Origin of the sequence: Nibricoccus aquaticus (assembly GCF_002310495.1) — a bacterium.
GTDB lineage: Bacteria > Verrucomicrobiota > Verrucomicrobiia > Opitutales > Opitutaceae > Nibricoccus > Nibricoccus aquaticus.
Genome location: NZ_CP023344.1, coordinates 3,198,432 through 3,215,021 on the forward strand (window position 1 = coordinate 3,198,432; position 16,590 = coordinate 3,215,021).

At 64.5% G+C, this 16,590-nt stretch carries 11 protein-coding genes; all 11 read right to left on the reverse strand.

The annotated features are described in order from the left end of the window. Nucleotides 1–12: 12 nt before the first annotated feature. Entirely contained in the window at nt 13–1,734 is a 1,722-nt protein-coding gene (locus tag CMV30_RS12775) for an amidase family protein (protein WP_096056398.1), read from the reverse strand. 81 nt (nt 1,735–1,815) lie between these two features. Continuing rightward, the gene (locus CMV30_RS12780; RefSeq protein ID WP_096056399.1) at nt 1,816–3,384 is read right to left on the reverse strand and encodes an amidase; all 1,569 of its coding nucleotides are present in this window, start codon (nt 3,382–3,384) and stop codon (nt 1,816–1,818) included. Nucleotides 3,385–3,404: 20 nt separating this feature from the next. Further along, nucleotides 3,405–4,943 carry an amidase gene (locus CMV30_RS12785; protein ID WP_096056400.1) on the reverse strand — a complete coding sequence of 513 codons (1,539 nt, stop codon included), beginning with the start codon at nt 4,941–4,943 and terminating at the stop codon, nt 3,405–3,407. An 11-nt stretch (nt 4,944–4,954) separates the two neighbouring features. Then, nucleotides 4,955–6,481, reverse strand: coding sequence for an amidase (locus tag CMV30_RS12790; protein WP_096056401.1), 1,527 nt, complete (start codon nt 6,479–6,481; stop codon nt 4,955–4,957). 47 nt (nt 6,482–6,528) lie between these two features. Continuing rightward, nucleotides 6,529–8,127: an amidase gene (locus CMV30_RS12795; RefSeq protein ID WP_096056402.1), complete on the reverse strand. Its 1,599-nt coding sequence runs from the start codon at nt 8,125–8,127 to the stop codon at nt 6,529–6,531. Between the two features lie 102 nt (nt 8,128–8,229). Beyond that, the gene (locus CMV30_RS12800) at nt 8,230–10,017 is read right to left on the reverse strand and encodes an L-asparaginase family protein (RefSeq protein WP_217494391.1); all 1,788 of its coding nucleotides are present in this window, start codon (nt 10,015–10,017) and stop codon (nt 8,230–8,232) included. A 4-nt stretch (nt 10,018–10,021) separates the two neighbouring features. After that, nucleotides 10,022–11,623 (reverse strand): amidase family protein, encoded by a 1,602-nt coding sequence (locus tag CMV30_RS12805; RefSeq protein WP_096056403.1) that lies wholly within the window; start codon nt 11,621–11,623, stop codon nt 10,022–10,024. 6 nt (nt 11,624–11,629) lie between these two features. Then, entirely contained in the window at nt 11,630–13,210 is a 1,581-nt protein-coding gene (locus CMV30_RS12810; protein ID WP_175414864.1) for an amidase family protein, read from the reverse strand. After that, nucleotides 13,200–14,333: an asparaginase gene (locus tag CMV30_RS12815; protein WP_096056405.1), complete on the reverse strand. Its 1,134-nt coding sequence runs from the start codon at nt 14,331–14,333 to the stop codon at nt 13,200–13,202. Before CMV30_RS12815 ends, CMV30_RS12810 begins: the two co-directional genes overlap by 11 nt. A 42-nt stretch (nt 14,334–14,375) precedes the next feature. Then, nucleotides 14,376–15,416, reverse strand: coding sequence for an asparaginase (locus tag CMV30_RS12820; protein ID WP_096056406.1), 1,041 nt, complete (start codon nt 15,414–15,416; stop codon nt 14,376–14,378). Nucleotides 15,417–15,500: 84 nt separating this feature from the next. Further along, complete coding sequence (locus CMV30_RS12825; protein ID WP_096056407.1) at nt 15,501–16,577, reverse strand: asparaginase; 1,077 nt, start codon at nt 16,575–16,577, stop codon at nt 15,501–15,503. Between the last annotated feature and the right edge of the window lie 13 nt (nt 16,578–16,590).

Consider the following 16,590-nt stretch of genomic DNA (forward strand, 5'->3'; position numbering starts at 1 on the left):
GGCGGAGGGCGCTTAGTAGGTGACGATGTCGGTGGGCAGCGCGGGCGTGTTGACGGGGAGGGCGAGGGCCTTGGTCGCCTGCTCGAAATCGTAGGCGTAGGCGAGAAGCGCGGGCTCGCTCCACGCGCGGCCGAGGAAGCTGAGCGTCACGGGGAGGCCGTCTTTGGTGATGCCGGCGGGGACGATGGCGTCGGGCCAGCCGGTGAAGTTGGCGAAGGAGGTGGACGATTCGGGCCAAGCGACACCGTCGGTCGGGTTGATGGGCATGGCTGGGCGCGGCATCGTGGGGTAGACGAGCGCGTCGAGCTGATGTTTGGCCATGAGGGCCTCGAACGTGGCGGTGAGGGCGGGGAGGATTTCGCGCTTGGTCGCGAGGTAGACGCGATCGTCGAGGTCGAAGGTGATGCCGGGCGAGGAGACCCACTTGAGGCCGGCGGCCTTGCCTGCGCTGCGGTATTTGGTGGCGGGATCGTTCGAGAGGCGGACGACGTCGTCGAAGGATTTGGGGAAACCGGGCTTGGTGGTTTTCAGGTAGGTCGTGAGATCGGCCTTGAACTCGGCTTTGACGACGAGGTTGTAGATGTCGGCGCGGGCGCGGCGCAGATATTCCGGGATGGAAACGTTATCGACGATGACGGCGCCGAGTTCGCGGAGTCTGGCGATGGAGGCTTCGAAGATACGGTCCACCTCGGGGTCCTGGCCGAGGTAGTCGCGGTTGACGCCGATGCGGGCGCCTTTGAGGGAGCCGCGTTTGAGGAACTTCGTGTAGTCGGTGTGATAGTGACCGCCGCTGGCGAAGGTCGCGGCATCCGCAGAGTCGATACCGGTCATGGCGCCGAGCGAAGCGGCGACGTCGTAAATGTGACGACCCATGGGGCCGGCGGTGTCGTAGGAGAGGCCGAGCGGGATGACGCCGTCGCGCGACATGAGGCCGCGCGTGGGTTTGAGACCGGCTATGCCGTTGTGAGAAGAGGGGCCGCGGATGGAGCCGCCGGTGTCGGAGCCGATGCCGAAAGGCGCGTAGACGGCGGCGAGACCTGCGCCGGTGCCTCCGGAGGAACCCGACGGGCTGCGGTCGAGGGCGTGGGGATTGCGCGTCTGGCCACCAGCGGAAGAGAAGCCGCCGGGGATGAAACCGGCCTTGAGAATATCGGGTGGTGCTCCTGCGGCGGAACCGCCAGAGCCGGCCCATTCGGAGAGGTTTACTTTGGCGAGAATGATGACGCCGGCGTCGCGGAGTTTTTTGGTGATGAAGGCGTCGTCGGGCGGGAGAGAGCCTTCGAGGAGTTGCGAGCCGCCGGTGGTGGGGACGTCGAAGGTGTCGACGTTGTCCTTTAGGAGAACAGGAATGCCGTGGAGCGGGCCACGGACTTTTCCGGCTTTGCGCTCGGCGTCGAGGGCGCGGGCCTGGACGAGCGCTTGGGGGTGAAGCGTGATGACGGCGTTGATCTCAGGGCCTTTTTTGTCGAACGCTTCGATGCGGGCGAGGTAGGCGCCGAGGAGTTTCTCGGAAGTCAGGCCGGCCGAGTAGGCGGCCTGGATGTCGGCGATGGTGGCGGTCTTGATGTCGAGTTGCGCGGCCTGAAGCGCCGGGAGAGTGGCGAAACCGGCGCAACCTATCGCCAGAGAGACGGAGAAGTGTCTCGCGAAGGCGGAGAAGGGGGCGAAGGAGCGCCGCTGCGAGGGCGGAACTGGATTGGGTGCTGAGGCTGAGAGACTGCGTGATGGCTGCATGAAAGAGAGGGTCAGAGGCGGACGGATGAAAAGGGCGGGCGGGGAGTGCCGGACTCCCGCGCCCGCGCGAGTCGTGGCGGTTTAGATCGGCGGGCGCTGCCAGCCGCCGCTTTGGGCTTCGAGGGCGGAGGCGACGGCGATGGTGATGTCTTCGCGCCATGGGGCGGCGACGACCTGGATGCCGATGGGGAGGTTCTTGCCGTCGGAGGAAGTGCCGCAGCGGACGACGGTTACTGGCCAGCCGGTGGTGTTGAACGCGCCGGTGTAGCTCCAGTTGGGAGCGCCGCCCGGCGTCGGGCTGATGCGGTCGATCTCGGTGGCTGGCGTGCCGGCGACGGGGCAGAGCAAGACGTCGTATTTTTGAAACCACGACAGCATGCGGGACTTGGCGGCGTCGGCCTGTTCCCATGCCTCGACGTACTCGGCGGTGGAGATGGTTTTGCCGGCTTTGACGCGCTCGGTGACGGACGGGGAGAAGTTCTTGGTGCCCCATTTGTCGGCGAGTCGCTTGTAGAAAGCCCAGCCGTCGCCGCCGGTGAGTTTGGTGCGGGAGGCGTAGAGATCGGTGAGGATTTCCTTGGGGAGATCTTCGGTGACGGAGGCGACGTGGCCTTCGAGCCATTTGACGCACTGAAGGATGGTTTTCTTGGTGTCGTCGTCGGTGGTGGTGACGCCGTTGGTCGGGAAGAAGGCGAGGCGTAGTTTCTTCAGATCGACCTTGGCGGGATCGGCCCACGCAACGGGCGCGCAGGAGGCATCGCGGAAGTCGGGGCCGGAGATGATGGGCGTGATGAGGGCGATGTCCTCGACGCGGCGGGCCATCGGGCCAAGCTGTTGCCAGAGATCGAATACGCCGCCGAAGTCGACGATGTGGCCGGTGCGCGGGACGCGGACGGAGGTGGGTTTGATGCCGACAATGCCGTTGTTGTGGGCGGGGCCTCGGATGGAGCCGCCCCAGTCGGAGCCGATGTCGAAAGCGGAACCGCCGGCGGCGACGATCGCGCCTGCGCCACCGGAGGATCCGGAGGTAGTGCGGGTAAGGTCGTAGGGATTGTGGCTGGAGCCGTAGAGAAGGTTGCTCGTGCTACTGATGCCGCCGAGGCCGCCGAGGGTGAACTCGGGGGTATTGGTTTTTCCGAGCAGGATGGCGCCGGCAGCTCGAACGCGGGCGACGCAGGTGGCGTCTTTTTTGGGGATGAATTGCTGGCGGCCGTAGGTGGCGCCGGTGGAGATGACGCCCTCGGTGTCGAGGGAGTCTTTGATGGTCATCGGCACGCCGTGGAGAGGGCCTTTGAGCTGTCCCTTCGCGAGGGCGGCGTCGGCGGCTTTGGCCTCGGTGAGCGCTCGGGCGTAGCAGTTCATGACGACGGCGTTGAGGCGGTCGTTCACGACCATGTGGCGGTCGATGAAGGCCTGGGTGGCCTCGACGGCGGAGACTTTTTTCTCGCGGATGAGCTGCGCGAGTTTGGTGGCCGACATGTAGATGATGTCGTCAGTCTTGTCGGTGGACGTGGCGGGGCCGGGCGCGGCTTTGGCGGAGGAGGTGGTGAACGACGGGAGCGCGGCGGCAGCAGCGAAGAGGCCGGCGGAGCGGAGGAAGTCACGACGCGCGGAGCGGGTGACCAAGGGGAGAAGAGTGGATTTGGACATGGCAGTGATGATCGAGGATTTCAGATCGCGGGCTTCACGAAGCCGCCGGTTTTGCTTTCGATGAAGGCCATGGCGGCGACGACGAGATCGTCGCGCCAGGGCTGGCCAACGACCTGGATACCGAGCGGGAGCCCGTCTTTTTCGGCGGTGCCGCAGCGGACGACGCCAGCGGGCCAGCCAGTGGTGTTGTATTGGGAGGTGTAGGACGCGCCGGCGCTACCACCGCGCGGACGCTCGTGGTCGAGCGTGATGGGCGCCTCGTTGCTGGCGGGGCAGATGATGAGGTCGTACTGCTCGAACCACGCGAGCTGTTCGCTGCGGATGGCGTCCATCTCCTCGCAGAGGCGGGTGAAGTCGGGCGAAGGCAGTTCCTCGCCGTCGAGACGGAGGCCCGGGGAGGCCTGGGTGGTGCCGTGGAGCTTGAGCATGCGGCGCATGTGGTCGCGTCCGTTGGCGGCGCTGTACTTATTCCGAATCTCCGCGAGCTCCTTCATTTTGGGTGGAGCGTCCTGTTTGATGGAGGCGACGCCGAGGGACTCGAAGTAGGCGACGGTCTGTTTGACGGTGGCCTGAAGCTCGGGCGTGGGATCGACCTGACCGTTGGTCGTGTAATAGCAGATACGGATTTTTTTGAGATCGACGGCGGAGGGATTGCCGAAGGGCACGGGGCACATGGCGGCGTCGATGCCATCGGGGCCCGAGATGATGGGCATGAGCAGCGCGAGGTCCTCTACACGGCGGACGAGCGGGCCGGTTTCCTGGAAGGAGTCGAATGCGCCGCCGTAGCCGACGATGTGGCCGGTGCGCGGGACGAGGCCGAGAGTGGGCTTGAGGCCGACGATGCCGTTGGCGAAAGCCGGGCCGCGGATGGAGCCGCCGTAGTCGGAGCCGAGATCGAAGCTGGCTCCTCCGGACGCGACGATCGCGCCGGCGCCACCGGAGGATCCGCTGGGCTGGTAGTTCAGGTTATACGGATTTTTGGTGAGGCCGTAGACGAGATTGACTGTGCCCTTTCCGCCGCCGCCGAGGGTGAACTCGGGTGTATTCGATTTTCCGAGCAGGATAGCACCGGCATCGCGGCAGCGGGCGACGATGGTGGCGTCTTTGCCCGGCACGAAGTACTTGCGACCGAGCGTGCCGCCGGTGGAGACGACGCCGGCGGTGTCGAAGGAGTCTTTGATCGTCATGGGCACGCCGTGGAGCGGGCCCTTGAGTTTGCCTTTGGCGAGGGAGGCATCGGCCTCGGCGGCCTCGGCCAAGGCGCGTTCGTAGCACATGGCGACGACGGCGTTGATCTTGGGGTTAACCGCGTCGATGCGGGCGATGTGGAGTTTGATGACCTCGGTGGCCGAGAGCTTCTTGGTGCGGATAAGCTCTGCCAGCCGGGTGGTGCTCATGAAGAGCGGGTCGGTGGTCTTGTCGGAGGAGGTGGGAGACGCGAAGGGGGATTGACCATGGAGACGTGAGATCAGGGACGACGCGGCGAGTGCGGCGAGTGTGCCGTAGCCGGTGTTGCGAAGGAAACGACGGCGCGAAACGGGAGCGGTGATGCGGGTCATGGGAAGGGAATTTAGATGACGGGCTTAACGTAACCGCCGGTGGCGGCTTCGATCTTGGCGGCGACGGCGAAGACGACGTCTTCGCGGAAAGGGCGGGCGATGACCTGGACGCCGATGGGAAGGCCCTCGGCTTTGGCGGTGCCAGCGCGGACGACGGCGGCTGGCCAGCCGGTGAGGTTGTAGATGCTCGTGTATCCCGCTTTTCCGGGCACGGGCTTTTCCAGCGCGGGAGCGGGGAAGGCGTTGGTCGGGCAGAGGATGACGTCGTAATTCTCGAACCAGCCGAGGAGGCGGCTGCGGAGGTCGTCGCGTTTCTCGATCATTGCGGTGAAGTCGCTCGAGATGATCGATTCGCCGCCCATGCCATTGGCGAAACCGGGGGAGGCTTGTTTGCTGCCGTGCTTGGTGAGCAGGCGTTGTTTCCAGGCGCCGCCGTCGGCGCGGAGGAGTTTGCCGCTGATCTCGTTCCACTCGGCGTCGCCGCCATGGAAATCTTCTTTGATGGAAGCGACGGAGCCCTCGATGGCCTTGAGCGCGGCCTTCATCGCTTCGAGCGTTTCGGGCGTGGGCGTGACGAGCTTGTTGTCGAGGTAGTAGGCGACGCGAAGTTTTTTCAGATCGACGCTGCGGTAATCTTCGAGCGGGAGAGTCGCGGCGAGTGGATCGAGGAAGTCTTCGCCGTGGATGATGCCGGTGATGAGGGCGAGATCTTCGATGCGACGGGCGAGCGGGCCGAGTTCTTGATAGGTGTCCCACGCGCCGCCGTAGCCGGGGACGTGACCTGCGCGGGAGACGCGGCCGAGGGTGGGCTTGATGCCGGTGATGCCGCAGGCGTGGGCGGGCGAACGGATGGAGCCGCCGAAGTCGGAGCCGATGTCGAAGGCAGAGCCACCGGCGGCGACGATCGCGCCGGCGCCGCCGGAAGAACCGCGGGGCGTGTGGGCGAGGTTGTACGGATTATAGGTCTGGCCGTAGACGAGATTGTAGGTGCCGCGGTCACCGCCACCGAGGGTGAATTCGGGTGTATTCGATTTTCCGAGCAGGATCGCGCCAGCGGCGCGGCAGCGGGCGACGACGGTGGCGTCTTTGCCCGGGATGAAGTTGGCGCGGCCGACGGTGCCGGTCGTGCTGACGACGCCTTCGGTTTCGAGGGAGTCCTTAATGGTGAAGGGAACGCCGTGGAGCGGGCCGAGGATTTTTCCTTTGGCGAGTGAGGCGTCGGCTTCTTTCGCTTCGAGGAGTGCGCGCTCGGCGCAGAGGGCGACGATGGCGTTGAGCTTGCCGTTCACGGCGTTGATGCGCGCGAGGTAGGCTTTAGTCGCTTCGACGGCGGAGACTTTTTTCTCACGGATGAGGCCGGCGAGCTTGGTGGCCGACATGTAGAGGATGTCGGTGGTGGGATCGGTGGACGCGGTGGTGGTAGCGGCGCGGGCGGTCGTGGACGTGAGGCGCGAGGCGATGGCGAGTGCTGCAGTACCGACGGCGGCGGTGCGAAGGAAGGAGCGGCGGGAGGCGGAGAGCGGAGGAAGAGAGGGCATGACGGGAGTGGCGGGGGTCGTGTTGCGGAGGCGGGTGGTCGTGCGGTTTAGATGGCGGGCTTCTGCCAGCCGCCGGTTTTGCTTTCGATGAAGTCGCAGGCGGCGAGGACGATCTCGTCGCGCCAAGGCTGGCCGGTGACCATGATGCCGAGGGGTAGTTTTTCCGGGCTGGTCGCGGCGCGGACAACGGCGCTCGGATAGCCGGTGGTGTTGAACATGCCCATGTAACTCGACCCGGGCTTCCACGTGGTTCCGGCGGTGCCGAGGTTGATCGGCATGGCGGGTTTTCCGGCGGTTGGGCAGAGGACGATGTCGTAGTCCTTTATCCACTGCAGGAATCTGACTTTATTGGCGTCCTGCTTTTCCCAGAGTTCGATGAGTTCGGCGGTCGAGGTCATGCCCTGCTTGTAGCGGGCGACGACGGTGGGCGAGACGGCCTTGGTGCCCCATTTCTCGGCCAGGCGTTCGAGGTAGGACCAGCCGCAGGCGCCCATGAATTTGAAGCGGATTTCCTCCAGCTCCAGGATGATGTCTTTGGGGCAATCCTCGGTGACCTGGGCACCTGCGTCGGCAAAATATTTGGCGCAGGCTTTCACCATATCCTGCGTTTCCGGGGTGGTCTCGGCGAGGCCGTTGGTGGGGAAGAAGGCGACGCGGAGCTTGGAAATTTCGATGGGCGTGGTTTTCCATGGCATCGGGTATTGCGAGCAGTCGGTGAAGTCGGGACCGGCGACGATGGGCATGAGCAAGCTGAGGTCTTCGACGCGGCGGGCCATCGGCCCCAGCTCCTGCCAGTTGTCGAGATAACCGCCGAAGCCCACGATGTGGCCGGTGCGCGGGACGCGACCGAAAGTGGGTTTGATGCCGGCGATGCCGTTGTTGTGAGCGGGGCCGCGAACGGAACCGCCCCAGTCGGTGCCGATATCGAAGGCGGAGCCGCCTGCGGCGACGATGGCTCCGGCGCCGCCAGAGGAACCGGCGGTCGAGCGCGTGGTGTCGTAGGGATTCTTGGTGATGCCGTAAACGATGTTGGCGGTCGTGCTGACGCCGGGGATACCGCCACCGGCGAGCGTCCACTCGGGGGTGTTAGTTTTGCCGAGGAGAATCGCACCGGCGGCGCGCAGGCGGGCGACGGTGGTTGCGTCTTTTTCGGGGATGAAATTCATGCGGCCCACGGTGCCGGCGGTGGAGATGACGCCGGCGGTGTCGATCGAGTCCTTGATGGTCATCGGAACGCCGTGGAGCGGGCCTAGGAGTTTGCCGGAGGCGAGCGACTGGTCGGCGGCTTTGGCCTCCGCCATGGCACGCTCGCGGCAGAACTGGACGACGGCGTTGATCTTGGGGTTCACGGCGTCGATCCGCGCGTAGTTGGCGGTGACGGCTTCGACGGCGGATACTTTTTTGTCGCGGATGAGGCCGGCGATCTTGGTGGCCGACATGAAGGCGAGGTCGTCGTTGGTGTCTTTGGACTTCAGATACGACGGGCCGGAGGAGGTTTGCGCAGAAGCGGGGCGGACGCCGAGCTGGGCGAGGAGGGCGGAGGAGCCGGCTAGGCCGGCGCCACGGAGGAAGGCGCGCCGCGTAGAATGCGGCGTGACGGACTGAGTGGCGGTGGCGCGGGAGGTGTGAGCGGAGTCGGAAGGCATGGTGATGGGTGAGCGCAGGTCGGAAGTACGAGTAAGAGTTGGAGAACGATTTTTTCTGAGACGCGGACCGGAGGCCTGACGTGAAGTCAGGCCCTACATGGGTCAGTGGGTGTCGAAGAGGGCCTGGTAGAGTTTCACCTTTTCCTTGATGGCGGTGATTTCGGCGGGAGTGGGTTTTTCGGGATCGGCGGCGTGGGGTAGCGGGCCGTACTTCATGAGGGCGGCGGTTAGGAGGAGCCGGGCCTTGGTGGCGATGGCGTTGCTGCCCTCGATGAAGAGATTGTTCGGGTTGGTGTTCACGAGGGCATGCGCATCACCGCGGGCGACGCGAACGACGGGCAGACCGCAGAGGACGGCTTTTTCCAAGGCCATGTCCTGGGAGCGTGACAGGCTCGCGTAAGGGGAGAGGCCTTCGGCGACGACACCCGCGAGCGGGTATTTCTCGAGAAGCATGTCGAAGGTGGCGGTGAAGCCTTTTTCACCGGCAGGATTGGGTTCGCCGGCGTCATCGTACCAGTTGTCGCCCTTGAGCATGGCGACCTTGGGGATGGCCTTAGGGACGAGTTCGCCCTTCGCGTCTTTGATGGCGACGGGGACCTTGTGGAATTTACCGTCGTGGCGCAGGAGACCGTCGATGGTGGCGGGGAGCGCGGTGACGCGGACTTCGGAGTTCCAGGTGTGTTTGCGGGTGGGGACGTTGGTGATGTAGCCGCCGGTCGTCATCACGCCGAGGATACCGCCGTAGCCGCCGGTGGCGACGTAGCCGCCGGGGTGGGCGTCGCCTTTGACGATCTCGCGGCCGGAGTAGATCATCTCGTCCTGGACCATGACGGCACCCAGGCGGTTTTTGCCATCGGGGCCGGCCCAGATTTTGGAGAGGACGTAGTTAATGGAATCGAGGATGTTGCCGTCGCCGTCAGCGCTGATGACGCCGCGATGGCGGTGGGCGGAGTTGACGGAGATCGGGAGGGGCGTGTCTACGAGGAGGTTGAGCCAGTAGACGGTGCCTTCGGACGTGGGGCTGCCTTCAAGCCAAAGGGCGCCGGCGTATTTGCCGCTGGAGAGAGCGGCCTGCATGCGGTTGGCCGCCTGCGCGAGCATGGGGCGGGTTTGGGCGGCGCCGTAGGGACCGTAGGTGAAAAAATCTTCCCCGAGTTTTTCGGGGGCGATGTCGCCCTCACCGATGTCGGTGCGCTTGGCGGCGGGTAGGCCCTTGGGGTATCCGGCGGCTGGAACGCCGCGGTAAAAGTCGTAGTCGGCCTTGGAGAAAATCCCGCCGCCGTTGCGCTCGATCTCTTCGAAGATGCGGGAGGGATCGGGGACGAACGTCTGGCGGGATTGGGCGAAGGGGGCGCCAGGTTTGGTGGAGGTGCTTTCCCAAGCGCTGCCGTCGGATTGGCGGCCCATGTAGGGGAGCGCGTAGAGGCCGTCCTCGGGTTTGAGCGTGACGGCGTAGGCGGGTTTGTCGGAGGGGCTTTTCTTTTCTTTGGAAAACTCGCCGGAGGCGTTCACGTAGCCGTCGGGTGCGGCGTAGAGTTCGGAGACCTGGCTCTCGAGCGGATGCGCCGTGAACATCTCGATGTAGATCGTGGCGGGAGCGGCGAGGCGCTGGTAGCGTGGCCAGTCGGTGAGGGTGCGGCCGTAGGCGTCTTTGCGTAGGGGGAGGCCGTACTGCTCGCGGGCCTTGTTACTCGTGATGAGCGGGGCGTTGTTCTGGATAGTCGCGGTGGGGCCGGAGAAGACGGCGATGCGGGGCTTGTCGGCTGCGAGAGCAGTGGATGAAAGCGGAAGGAGGGCGAGAGCGGTGGCGAGGGCGCGGACCAGGGGTCCGACGCTGCGGGGAGAAGTCCCACCGGATCGGTGGGCGCGATGCGGTGGGGGGAAGGTCATGGGATCAGTAGGTGATTTTTTCGATGCCGAGGAGCGGCGTAGTGGCGGGCAACTTACGTTGCGGGTTCGCCTGTTCGTAGGCGTAGGCGACCTTGATGAGCGTTGGTTCGTCGTAGAGTCGGGCGAGGATCTCGAGGCCGACGGGCACGCCGTCGGTGTTGAAACCGGCGGGGACGGTCATCGCGGGCATGCCGCTGGCGGTGGAGATGCGGTTACCGTTGCCGGCTACGCGGCTGCGGGCGTCGTTGGGCGGCGTGGGCGTCTCGCCTTTGTTGGGAACGGCGTCGGCGATGGTGCGGACGGGTTTGGTCTCGTGCGGGTAGACGAGGACATCGACCTGCCAGCGGTCCATGAGCTCGTGGACAAATTTTTGGAGGACGAAGCGGCCTTCGAGTTTGGCGATGTACTCGGCGTTGCCGGTGGGTTCGGCGGCGGATTGTTCTTCGTCGTAGCGTTTCTGGAGGCGGCCGATCACGCCGCCTTTGACGAGGTCGGGGATGGTCTTGATCGGGAACTGGGGACCGCGGCTGGCGAAGTAGGCTTCGAGGGCGACGCGGTTCTCGGCGTTGCCGTAGTTGGTCTCGCGGACGAGGTCCCAGAGATTTGCACCGACAGGGAGCGGGTCGATGACGACGGCGCCGGCGTCCTTGAGTTTCTTGATGGCAGCCTCGATGAGCTCGACGGCGGGTTTGTCGGCGTCTTCGGTGCCGAAGAGTTCGCGGACGACGCCGATGCGGGCGCCTTTGAGGCCGTCCTTCTTGAGCGAGGAGAGATAGTTGTCGGATGGCGTTTTCCCGAGGCCCTTGTATGAGAAAAGGTCCGACGCATCGGTGCCGGCCATGATGGACATGGTGATGGCGGCGTCGGTGACGGAGCGGGCCATGGGGCCGGCGCGGTCATAGGTGATTGAGATCGGGATGATGCCGGCGCGGGAGACGAGGCCTTCGGAGGGCGCGAAGCCGACGAGGTTGGCCTTGGTGGAGGGATTGCGGATGGAGGAGCCGGTCTCGGTGCCGAGGCCAACCCAGCCGAAGAGAGCGGTCACACCCGCGCCTGAGCCGCCGGAGGAACCACCGGGAATTTTTTCTAGGTTGTAGGGGTTGAGGACCTGGCCGCCGAGGGAGCTGGTGCCAGTGGCGCCGCGGGCGAATTCATCGAGATTGGTTTTTGCGAGGATGATCGCGCCGGCGGCGCGGAGGCGGGCGATGGTGAAGGCGTCGCGGAACGGGACGGTGCCAGCGAGCGCCTTGGCTCCACCGGTGGTGGCGAGGTCGAAAGTGTCGTAGTTATCTTTCACCAACACGGGGACGCCGTGCATGAGGGAGCGCGGGCCTTTGGCTTTGCGTTCGGCGTCGAGGGCACGGGCGAGTTCGAGCGCCTTCGGGTGGAGCGTGAGGATCGCGTTGAGCTTGGGGCCGGCCTGGTCGTAGGCGGCGATGCGCTTCAAGTAGACCTCGACGACTTTTTCGGAGGTGAGGCCGGCGTCGTAGGCTTTTTGGAGATCGAGGATCGTCGCGGTGGACAGGTCCAGCTCGGCGGCGCGAGTGAATGTATGCGCGGCGCTGGTGAACGCGGCTGCGATAAGAAGGACGCGGGAGAGTCTCATGAGAGGTCAGTACGTGATGGTTTCGCCGGGGAGGGGCGGGGTGATTTTCGGGAGTTTGCGATGCGGCGCGGTCTGTTCGTAGCCGTAGGCGATCTGGAGGATCTTCGCGTCGTCGAAGGCGGCGCCGAGGAACTCGATGCCGTTGGGCGTGCCGTCGGCGGTGAAGCCGGCGGGAACGGTGATTGCGGGGAGGCCACAGTAGTCGCTGATGCTCTGGCCGGATGCGCCGGGAGGAAGGGGCCAGGTGCCGGCTTTGGGAAGCGGGCCGGAGCGCACGGGATAGACGAGCGCGTCGAGGTCGAACTTCACCATGAGGTCCTCGAGGAGATCCTTGAGGATGGCGCGATTCCGGTACTTGCCGGCGTATTCAGCATTCAATTCGAGTACGATAGCGGCTTCGGATTCGGCGTAGCGCTCCTTGAGTCGTGGATGGAATTTTCCGGTCTTGATGAGATCGGCGAGCGTGGAGACGGGCTGGTTCGCGCCGCGGGCTGCGAGGTAGCTGTTAAAGGATGCCTTGAATTCGTAGTTGCTGACGCCCTGACCCTGAAGCATCGCGAAGAGATCGGTGCCGGATGAGACGGGATCGATGATGATAGCACCGGCGTCCTTCATCTTCGTGACGGCGTCCTCGATGAGCTTGTGATACTCGGCGTGCTCGGGGCCGTTCTTGAAGAGATCGCGGAGGATGCCGAGGCGTTTGCCTTTGAGCGCGCCTGGCTTGAGGAAGCTCTCGTAAGGGGCGTCGGGAGTTTTGCCGATGCTGAGGCGGGTGATCTGGTCGTTGGGATCGATGCCGGCCATGACGGTGAGCATCACGGCGCAATCGTAGACGCTGACGGTCATCGGTCCGCCGCGGTCTTGTGTCATGGAGATCGGCATGATGCCCGCGCGGCTGAGAAGACCTTCGGTCGCGACCATGCCGACGATGTTGTTGTCGTTGGCGGGATGGCGGACGGAGCCGCCGGTTTCGGTGCCGAGTCCGACGAGTGCGTAGACAGCGGCGACACCGGCACCGGTGCCCGCGCTAGAGCCGCCGGGGATGAGATCGAGTGCGTGAGGATTGAGCGTTTGTCCGCCGAGGGAGCTGACGCCGTTTCCGCCGCGGGCCATTTCATCGAGGTTGGTTTTGGCGATGATGATGGCCCCGGCCTCGCGGAGTTTTTTGACCATGAAGGCATCGTGCGCGGGGACGGCATCTTTGAGCGCGAGCGCTCCGCCGGTAGTCGGCATGTCGAAGGTGTCGTAGTTGTCCTTCACGAGCACGGGGATGCCGTGCAGGGCGGAACGGACTTTTCCTGATTTTCGCTCGGCATCGAGGGCGCGGGCTTCGGCGAGGGCGCGTTCGCCGTTGTTGTAGATGACGGCGTTGAGCTTGGGTCCGGCCTGATCGTACGCGGCGATGCGCGCGAGCGAGAGTTTGACCAGTTGCTCGGAGGTCAGCGCGCCGGCGGTGAGGGCGGCGTTGACCTCTTTGAGCGTGGACTGGGTGAGGACGAGGGTTTCGGCGCTGGCCGGTTTGAGCAGTGCGAGCGCACTGAGGACGGCGAGTGCGAGCGACCGGCGCAGGCGGAGATTAGTATTCATTGAAGATGCGGGTGACCTCGGCGAGGTCGGTGGATTGGGTGAGCGCGAGCTGGAGTAGGATCCGGGCTTTTTCCGGGTGAAGGTTGTCGCCGGGGACCATTTTCGCTTCGCGGCGGCGCGGCGTGTCCTGCACGCGGCCGCCATAGGTGCGAGCGGTCATGACGACGACGACGCCTTTTTCCTGGGCACGTTTAACGGCGGCCTGCTGGCTCGTAGTGGCTCCGCCAGCACCGACGCCGTCGATGACGATGCCTTTGACGCCGTGTTCGACAGCGGCGTCGATGAAGTAGCCGGGCGCTTCGCGATAACCGTAGAAAATCTCGACTGCGGGAACGGTCGGGTAGGATTTACCCGCGAACTCTGAGCCGGTGGTGTGACGGCGGATGACGTCGCGCTGGAAAACGATTCTGTCGGGATCGGCGACACCGATGGCGCCGACGTCGACGCCCTTGAAGGTGTGCGTGCGGTAGGCGCTGGTTTTATCGAGATCGCGGGCGGGAGTGATGAGGTTGTTGGTGCAGTGGAGCACGCCTTTGCCCCAAGCCTCTTTGGTGGCGGCGACGCGTATGGCGTCGAAGAGATTGCGGGGGCCGTCGCCGGACATGGCGGACCAGGGACGTTGCGAGCCGACGAAGACGATGGGCTTATCGGTCTTCACGGTGAGGTTCATGTAGAAGGCGACCTCGGACTGGGTGTTGGTGCCGTGGGTGACGACCATGCCGTCGACGTTGGGATCGTTCGCGAGCTCGTTGAGACGCTGGGAAACGCGGTGGAGATCTTCGTGCGTTTCCTGGCCGGAGGCGCGGTTCTGCGGAGCACGTTGATCGTCCACGGTGACGCGGGCGACGGTGGCTACCTCGGGCATCTCGTTGACCCAGTCGATGGGCTCGACGCGGACGCCGCCACCGTAGTTGGTGATGTTGGTACGTGGTTCACCGCGGCTGGCGATGGTACCGCCCATAGAGACGAGGACGATGCGCGGGAGCGTGGCGGCGTTGGCCGGCATCGCTGGCGGCGGAGAGTAAGTCGGAATTTCCGCCGTGAAGGCGGAGGGACTGAGCAGTGAGCAGTGGCCGATGACCACGGCGGAGAGGAGAAGGCGGGAGAAATTTTTTGAGCGCATGTGCGAAAGTTCTATGAGGAGGAGTCGTGGGTTGGGTCTGGCTCAGTACTCGTTGAACATGCGTTGAATTTCCTTCGGGTCGGTCGTCTTGGTGAGAGCGAGGCGAAGAAGGATGCGCGCTTTATGCGGCGAGATGTTGTCGGAAGTGGGCACGCTGGATTCGGCGCTGCGGGTGCTTTCGAGGACGCGGCCGGAGCCCTTGCGGTCGCTGTTCACAAAGACGACGCCCTTGGCCTGGCCGTTTTTGACTGCCTCGCGACTACCACCGGTGAGGACGATACCCTTGGCGCCAGCGGCGACGAAGGCATCGATCGCGGTGCCATCGGACTCCTGGTAACCGTACGTGATGTCGACGCGGGGGAGCGTGGTGAGCGTGGAGACGTCGAACTCGGACTTGCTGGTATGGCGCGTCGTGGGCTTGCGATAGAAGACGATGCGATCTGAGTCGGCGAAACCGAGAGGGCCGGAGTCGCGGGCGACGAACGTATCCATGCGATTGGTATTTCCCTTGGTGGTTTCGCGGGCGGCGTTGATCTCGTCATTGAGGAGGATCATGACGCCCTTGCCGCGAGCTTCAGGCGTGGCGGCGGTGCGCACGGCATTGAGAAGGTTGAACGGACCATCACGGGAAACGGCGGTGAAGGGACGCATCGCACCGACGACCACGACGGGTTTGTCGGACTTGATGACGAGGTTGAGGAAGTAGGCGGTCTCCTCGAGCGTGGCGGTGCCGTGAGTGACGACAGCGCCTGCGGACTCGGGCTTCGCGAGCCATTCGTTGATAGCCTTGGCGAGACGGAGCTGGATCTCGGTGTTAACGCTCGGCGAGCCGACGTTGGAGATTTCCATGTAGGAGAGATCGGCGAAATCTTTCATCTCGGGGAGATCGGCGATCAGTTCCTCGGGCGTCACTTTGCCGTCGGAATACTCCATGTGTTTCTGGCGGTGATTGCCTTTGCTTTGGATGGTGCCGCCGGTGGTGAAGAGCTTCACCTTGGGCAGGTCGGCACCGACAGCGGTGAGTGCGGAGAGAAGTGTGAGAGCGGCGGCGGTGAGCACGCAGCGGAGAGAATGAGGATGCATAGAGTGGGACTTACAGGGCCGATGGGTTGCGCGGAGTCACAGACCGACGTGAAGTCGGGCCTACGACGGAGGCAGCAACGTGGATCAGTACGTGTCGAAGATACGTTGGATTTCGGTGAGGTCGGTGGTCTTGGTGAGCGCGAGCATCAGGAGGATGCGGGCTTTCTCGGGCGGGAGATCGTCGCCAGGGACGATTTTGGATTCGCGACGACGAGGCGTGTCTTGAACTCGGCCGCTGCGAGTGCGGGCGGTGGCGACGATGACGACGCCTTTTTCCTGGGCCTTCTTGACGGCATCCACCTGGCCGCCGGCAGGTGAACCTGCGCCGGTGCCATCGATGATGATTCCCTTCACGCCGTGATCGACGAGTGCATCGACGAGATAGCCGGGCGATTCGGTGTAGGCGTAGAGAATTTCAACCGACGGAAGTGTGGCGGGGAGTTTCGAGATGTTGAACTCGGACTCGGAGGTGTGTTTGCGGAGAGGCTTGTTGTAGATGACGACCTTGTCGGAGTCAGCGTAGCCGAGCGGGCCGGTGTTGGGACTCTTGAAGGTTTCCAGCCGATACGCGCTGGTCTTGGTAACATCGCGCGCGCCATTGAGCGTGTCGTTCATCATGTGGAGGACGCCCATGCCGGCTGCCTCGGGAGTGGCGGCGATGCGGACGGCGTTGTAGAGATTCATCGGACCGTCGCCGCTGAGCCCGGACCAGGGACGCTGCGAACCGACGAAGACGACGGGCTTTTTCACCGAGACGGTGAGGTGCATGAACCACGCGGCTTCGGCGAGGGTGTTGGTGCCGTGAGTGACGACGATGCCATCGATGGATTGGTCGTTGGCGAGTTCCTGTAGGCGCTTCGCAACGCGAGCGAGGTACGGGAATGTGTCGCCGCCGACGGTGCCCTCGGGCTGACGCATGTCCTCGGCGGTGACGGTGGCCACCTCTTGAACTTCGGGGAGGAAATCCAGCCACTCCTGCGGGGCGACGCCGTTGCCTTTGCCGCCGTAGTTGTTCAGGTTCATGCGCGACGACGCCTTGCTGGCGATCGTGCCTCCCATGGAGACGATCACGACTTTAGGTTTGGCGAAGGCGGAGGCGGTCAGCGCTGCGAATGCGGCGGAGATCAGGAAGAGGGAGCGGAGGCGGGTGTGTTTGCGCATGAAAAGGAGAAGA

Coding starts and splice junctions, on each gene's coding strand:
- CMV30_RS12775 (WP_096056398.1), bottom strand. CDS start 1,734: ATGCAGCCATCACGCAGTCTCTCAGCCTCAGCACCCAATCCAGTTCCG.
- CMV30_RS12780 (WP_096056399.1), bottom strand. CDS start 3,384: ATGTCCAAATCCACTCTTCTCCCCTTGGTCACCCGCTCCGCGCGTCGT.
- CMV30_RS12785 (WP_096056400.1), bottom strand. CDS start 4,943: ATGACCCGCATCACCGCTCCCGTTTCGCGCCGTCGTTTCCTTCGCAAC.
- CMV30_RS12790 (WP_096056401.1), bottom strand. CDS start 6,481: ATGCCCTCTCTTCCTCCGCTCTCCGCCTCCCGCCGCTCCTTCCTTCGC.
- CMV30_RS12795 (WP_096056402.1), bottom strand. CDS start 8,127: ATGCCTTCCGACTCCGCTCACACCTCCCGCGCCACCGCCACTCAGTCC.
- CMV30_RS12800 (WP_217494391.1), bottom strand. CDS start 10,017: ATGACCTTCCCCCCACCGCATCGCGCCCACCGATCCGGTGGGACTTCT.
- CMV30_RS12805 (WP_096056403.1), bottom strand. CDS start 11,623: ATGAGACTCTCCCGCGTCCTTCTTATCGCAGCCGCGTTCACCAGCGCC.
- CMV30_RS12810 (WP_175414864.1), bottom strand. CDS start 13,210: ATGAATACTAATCTCCGCCTGCGCCGGTCGCTCGCACTCGCCGTCCTC.
- CMV30_RS12815 (WP_096056405.1), bottom strand. CDS start 14,333: ATGCGCTCAAAAAATTTCTCCCGCCTTCTCCTCTCCGCCGTGGTCATC.
- CMV30_RS12820 (WP_096056406.1), bottom strand. CDS start 15,416: ATGCATCCTCATTCTCTCCGCTGCGTGCTCACCGCCGCCGCTCTCACA.
- CMV30_RS12825 (WP_096056407.1), bottom strand. CDS start 16,577: ATGCGCAAACACACCCGCCTCCGCTCCCTCTTCCTGATCTCCGCCGCA.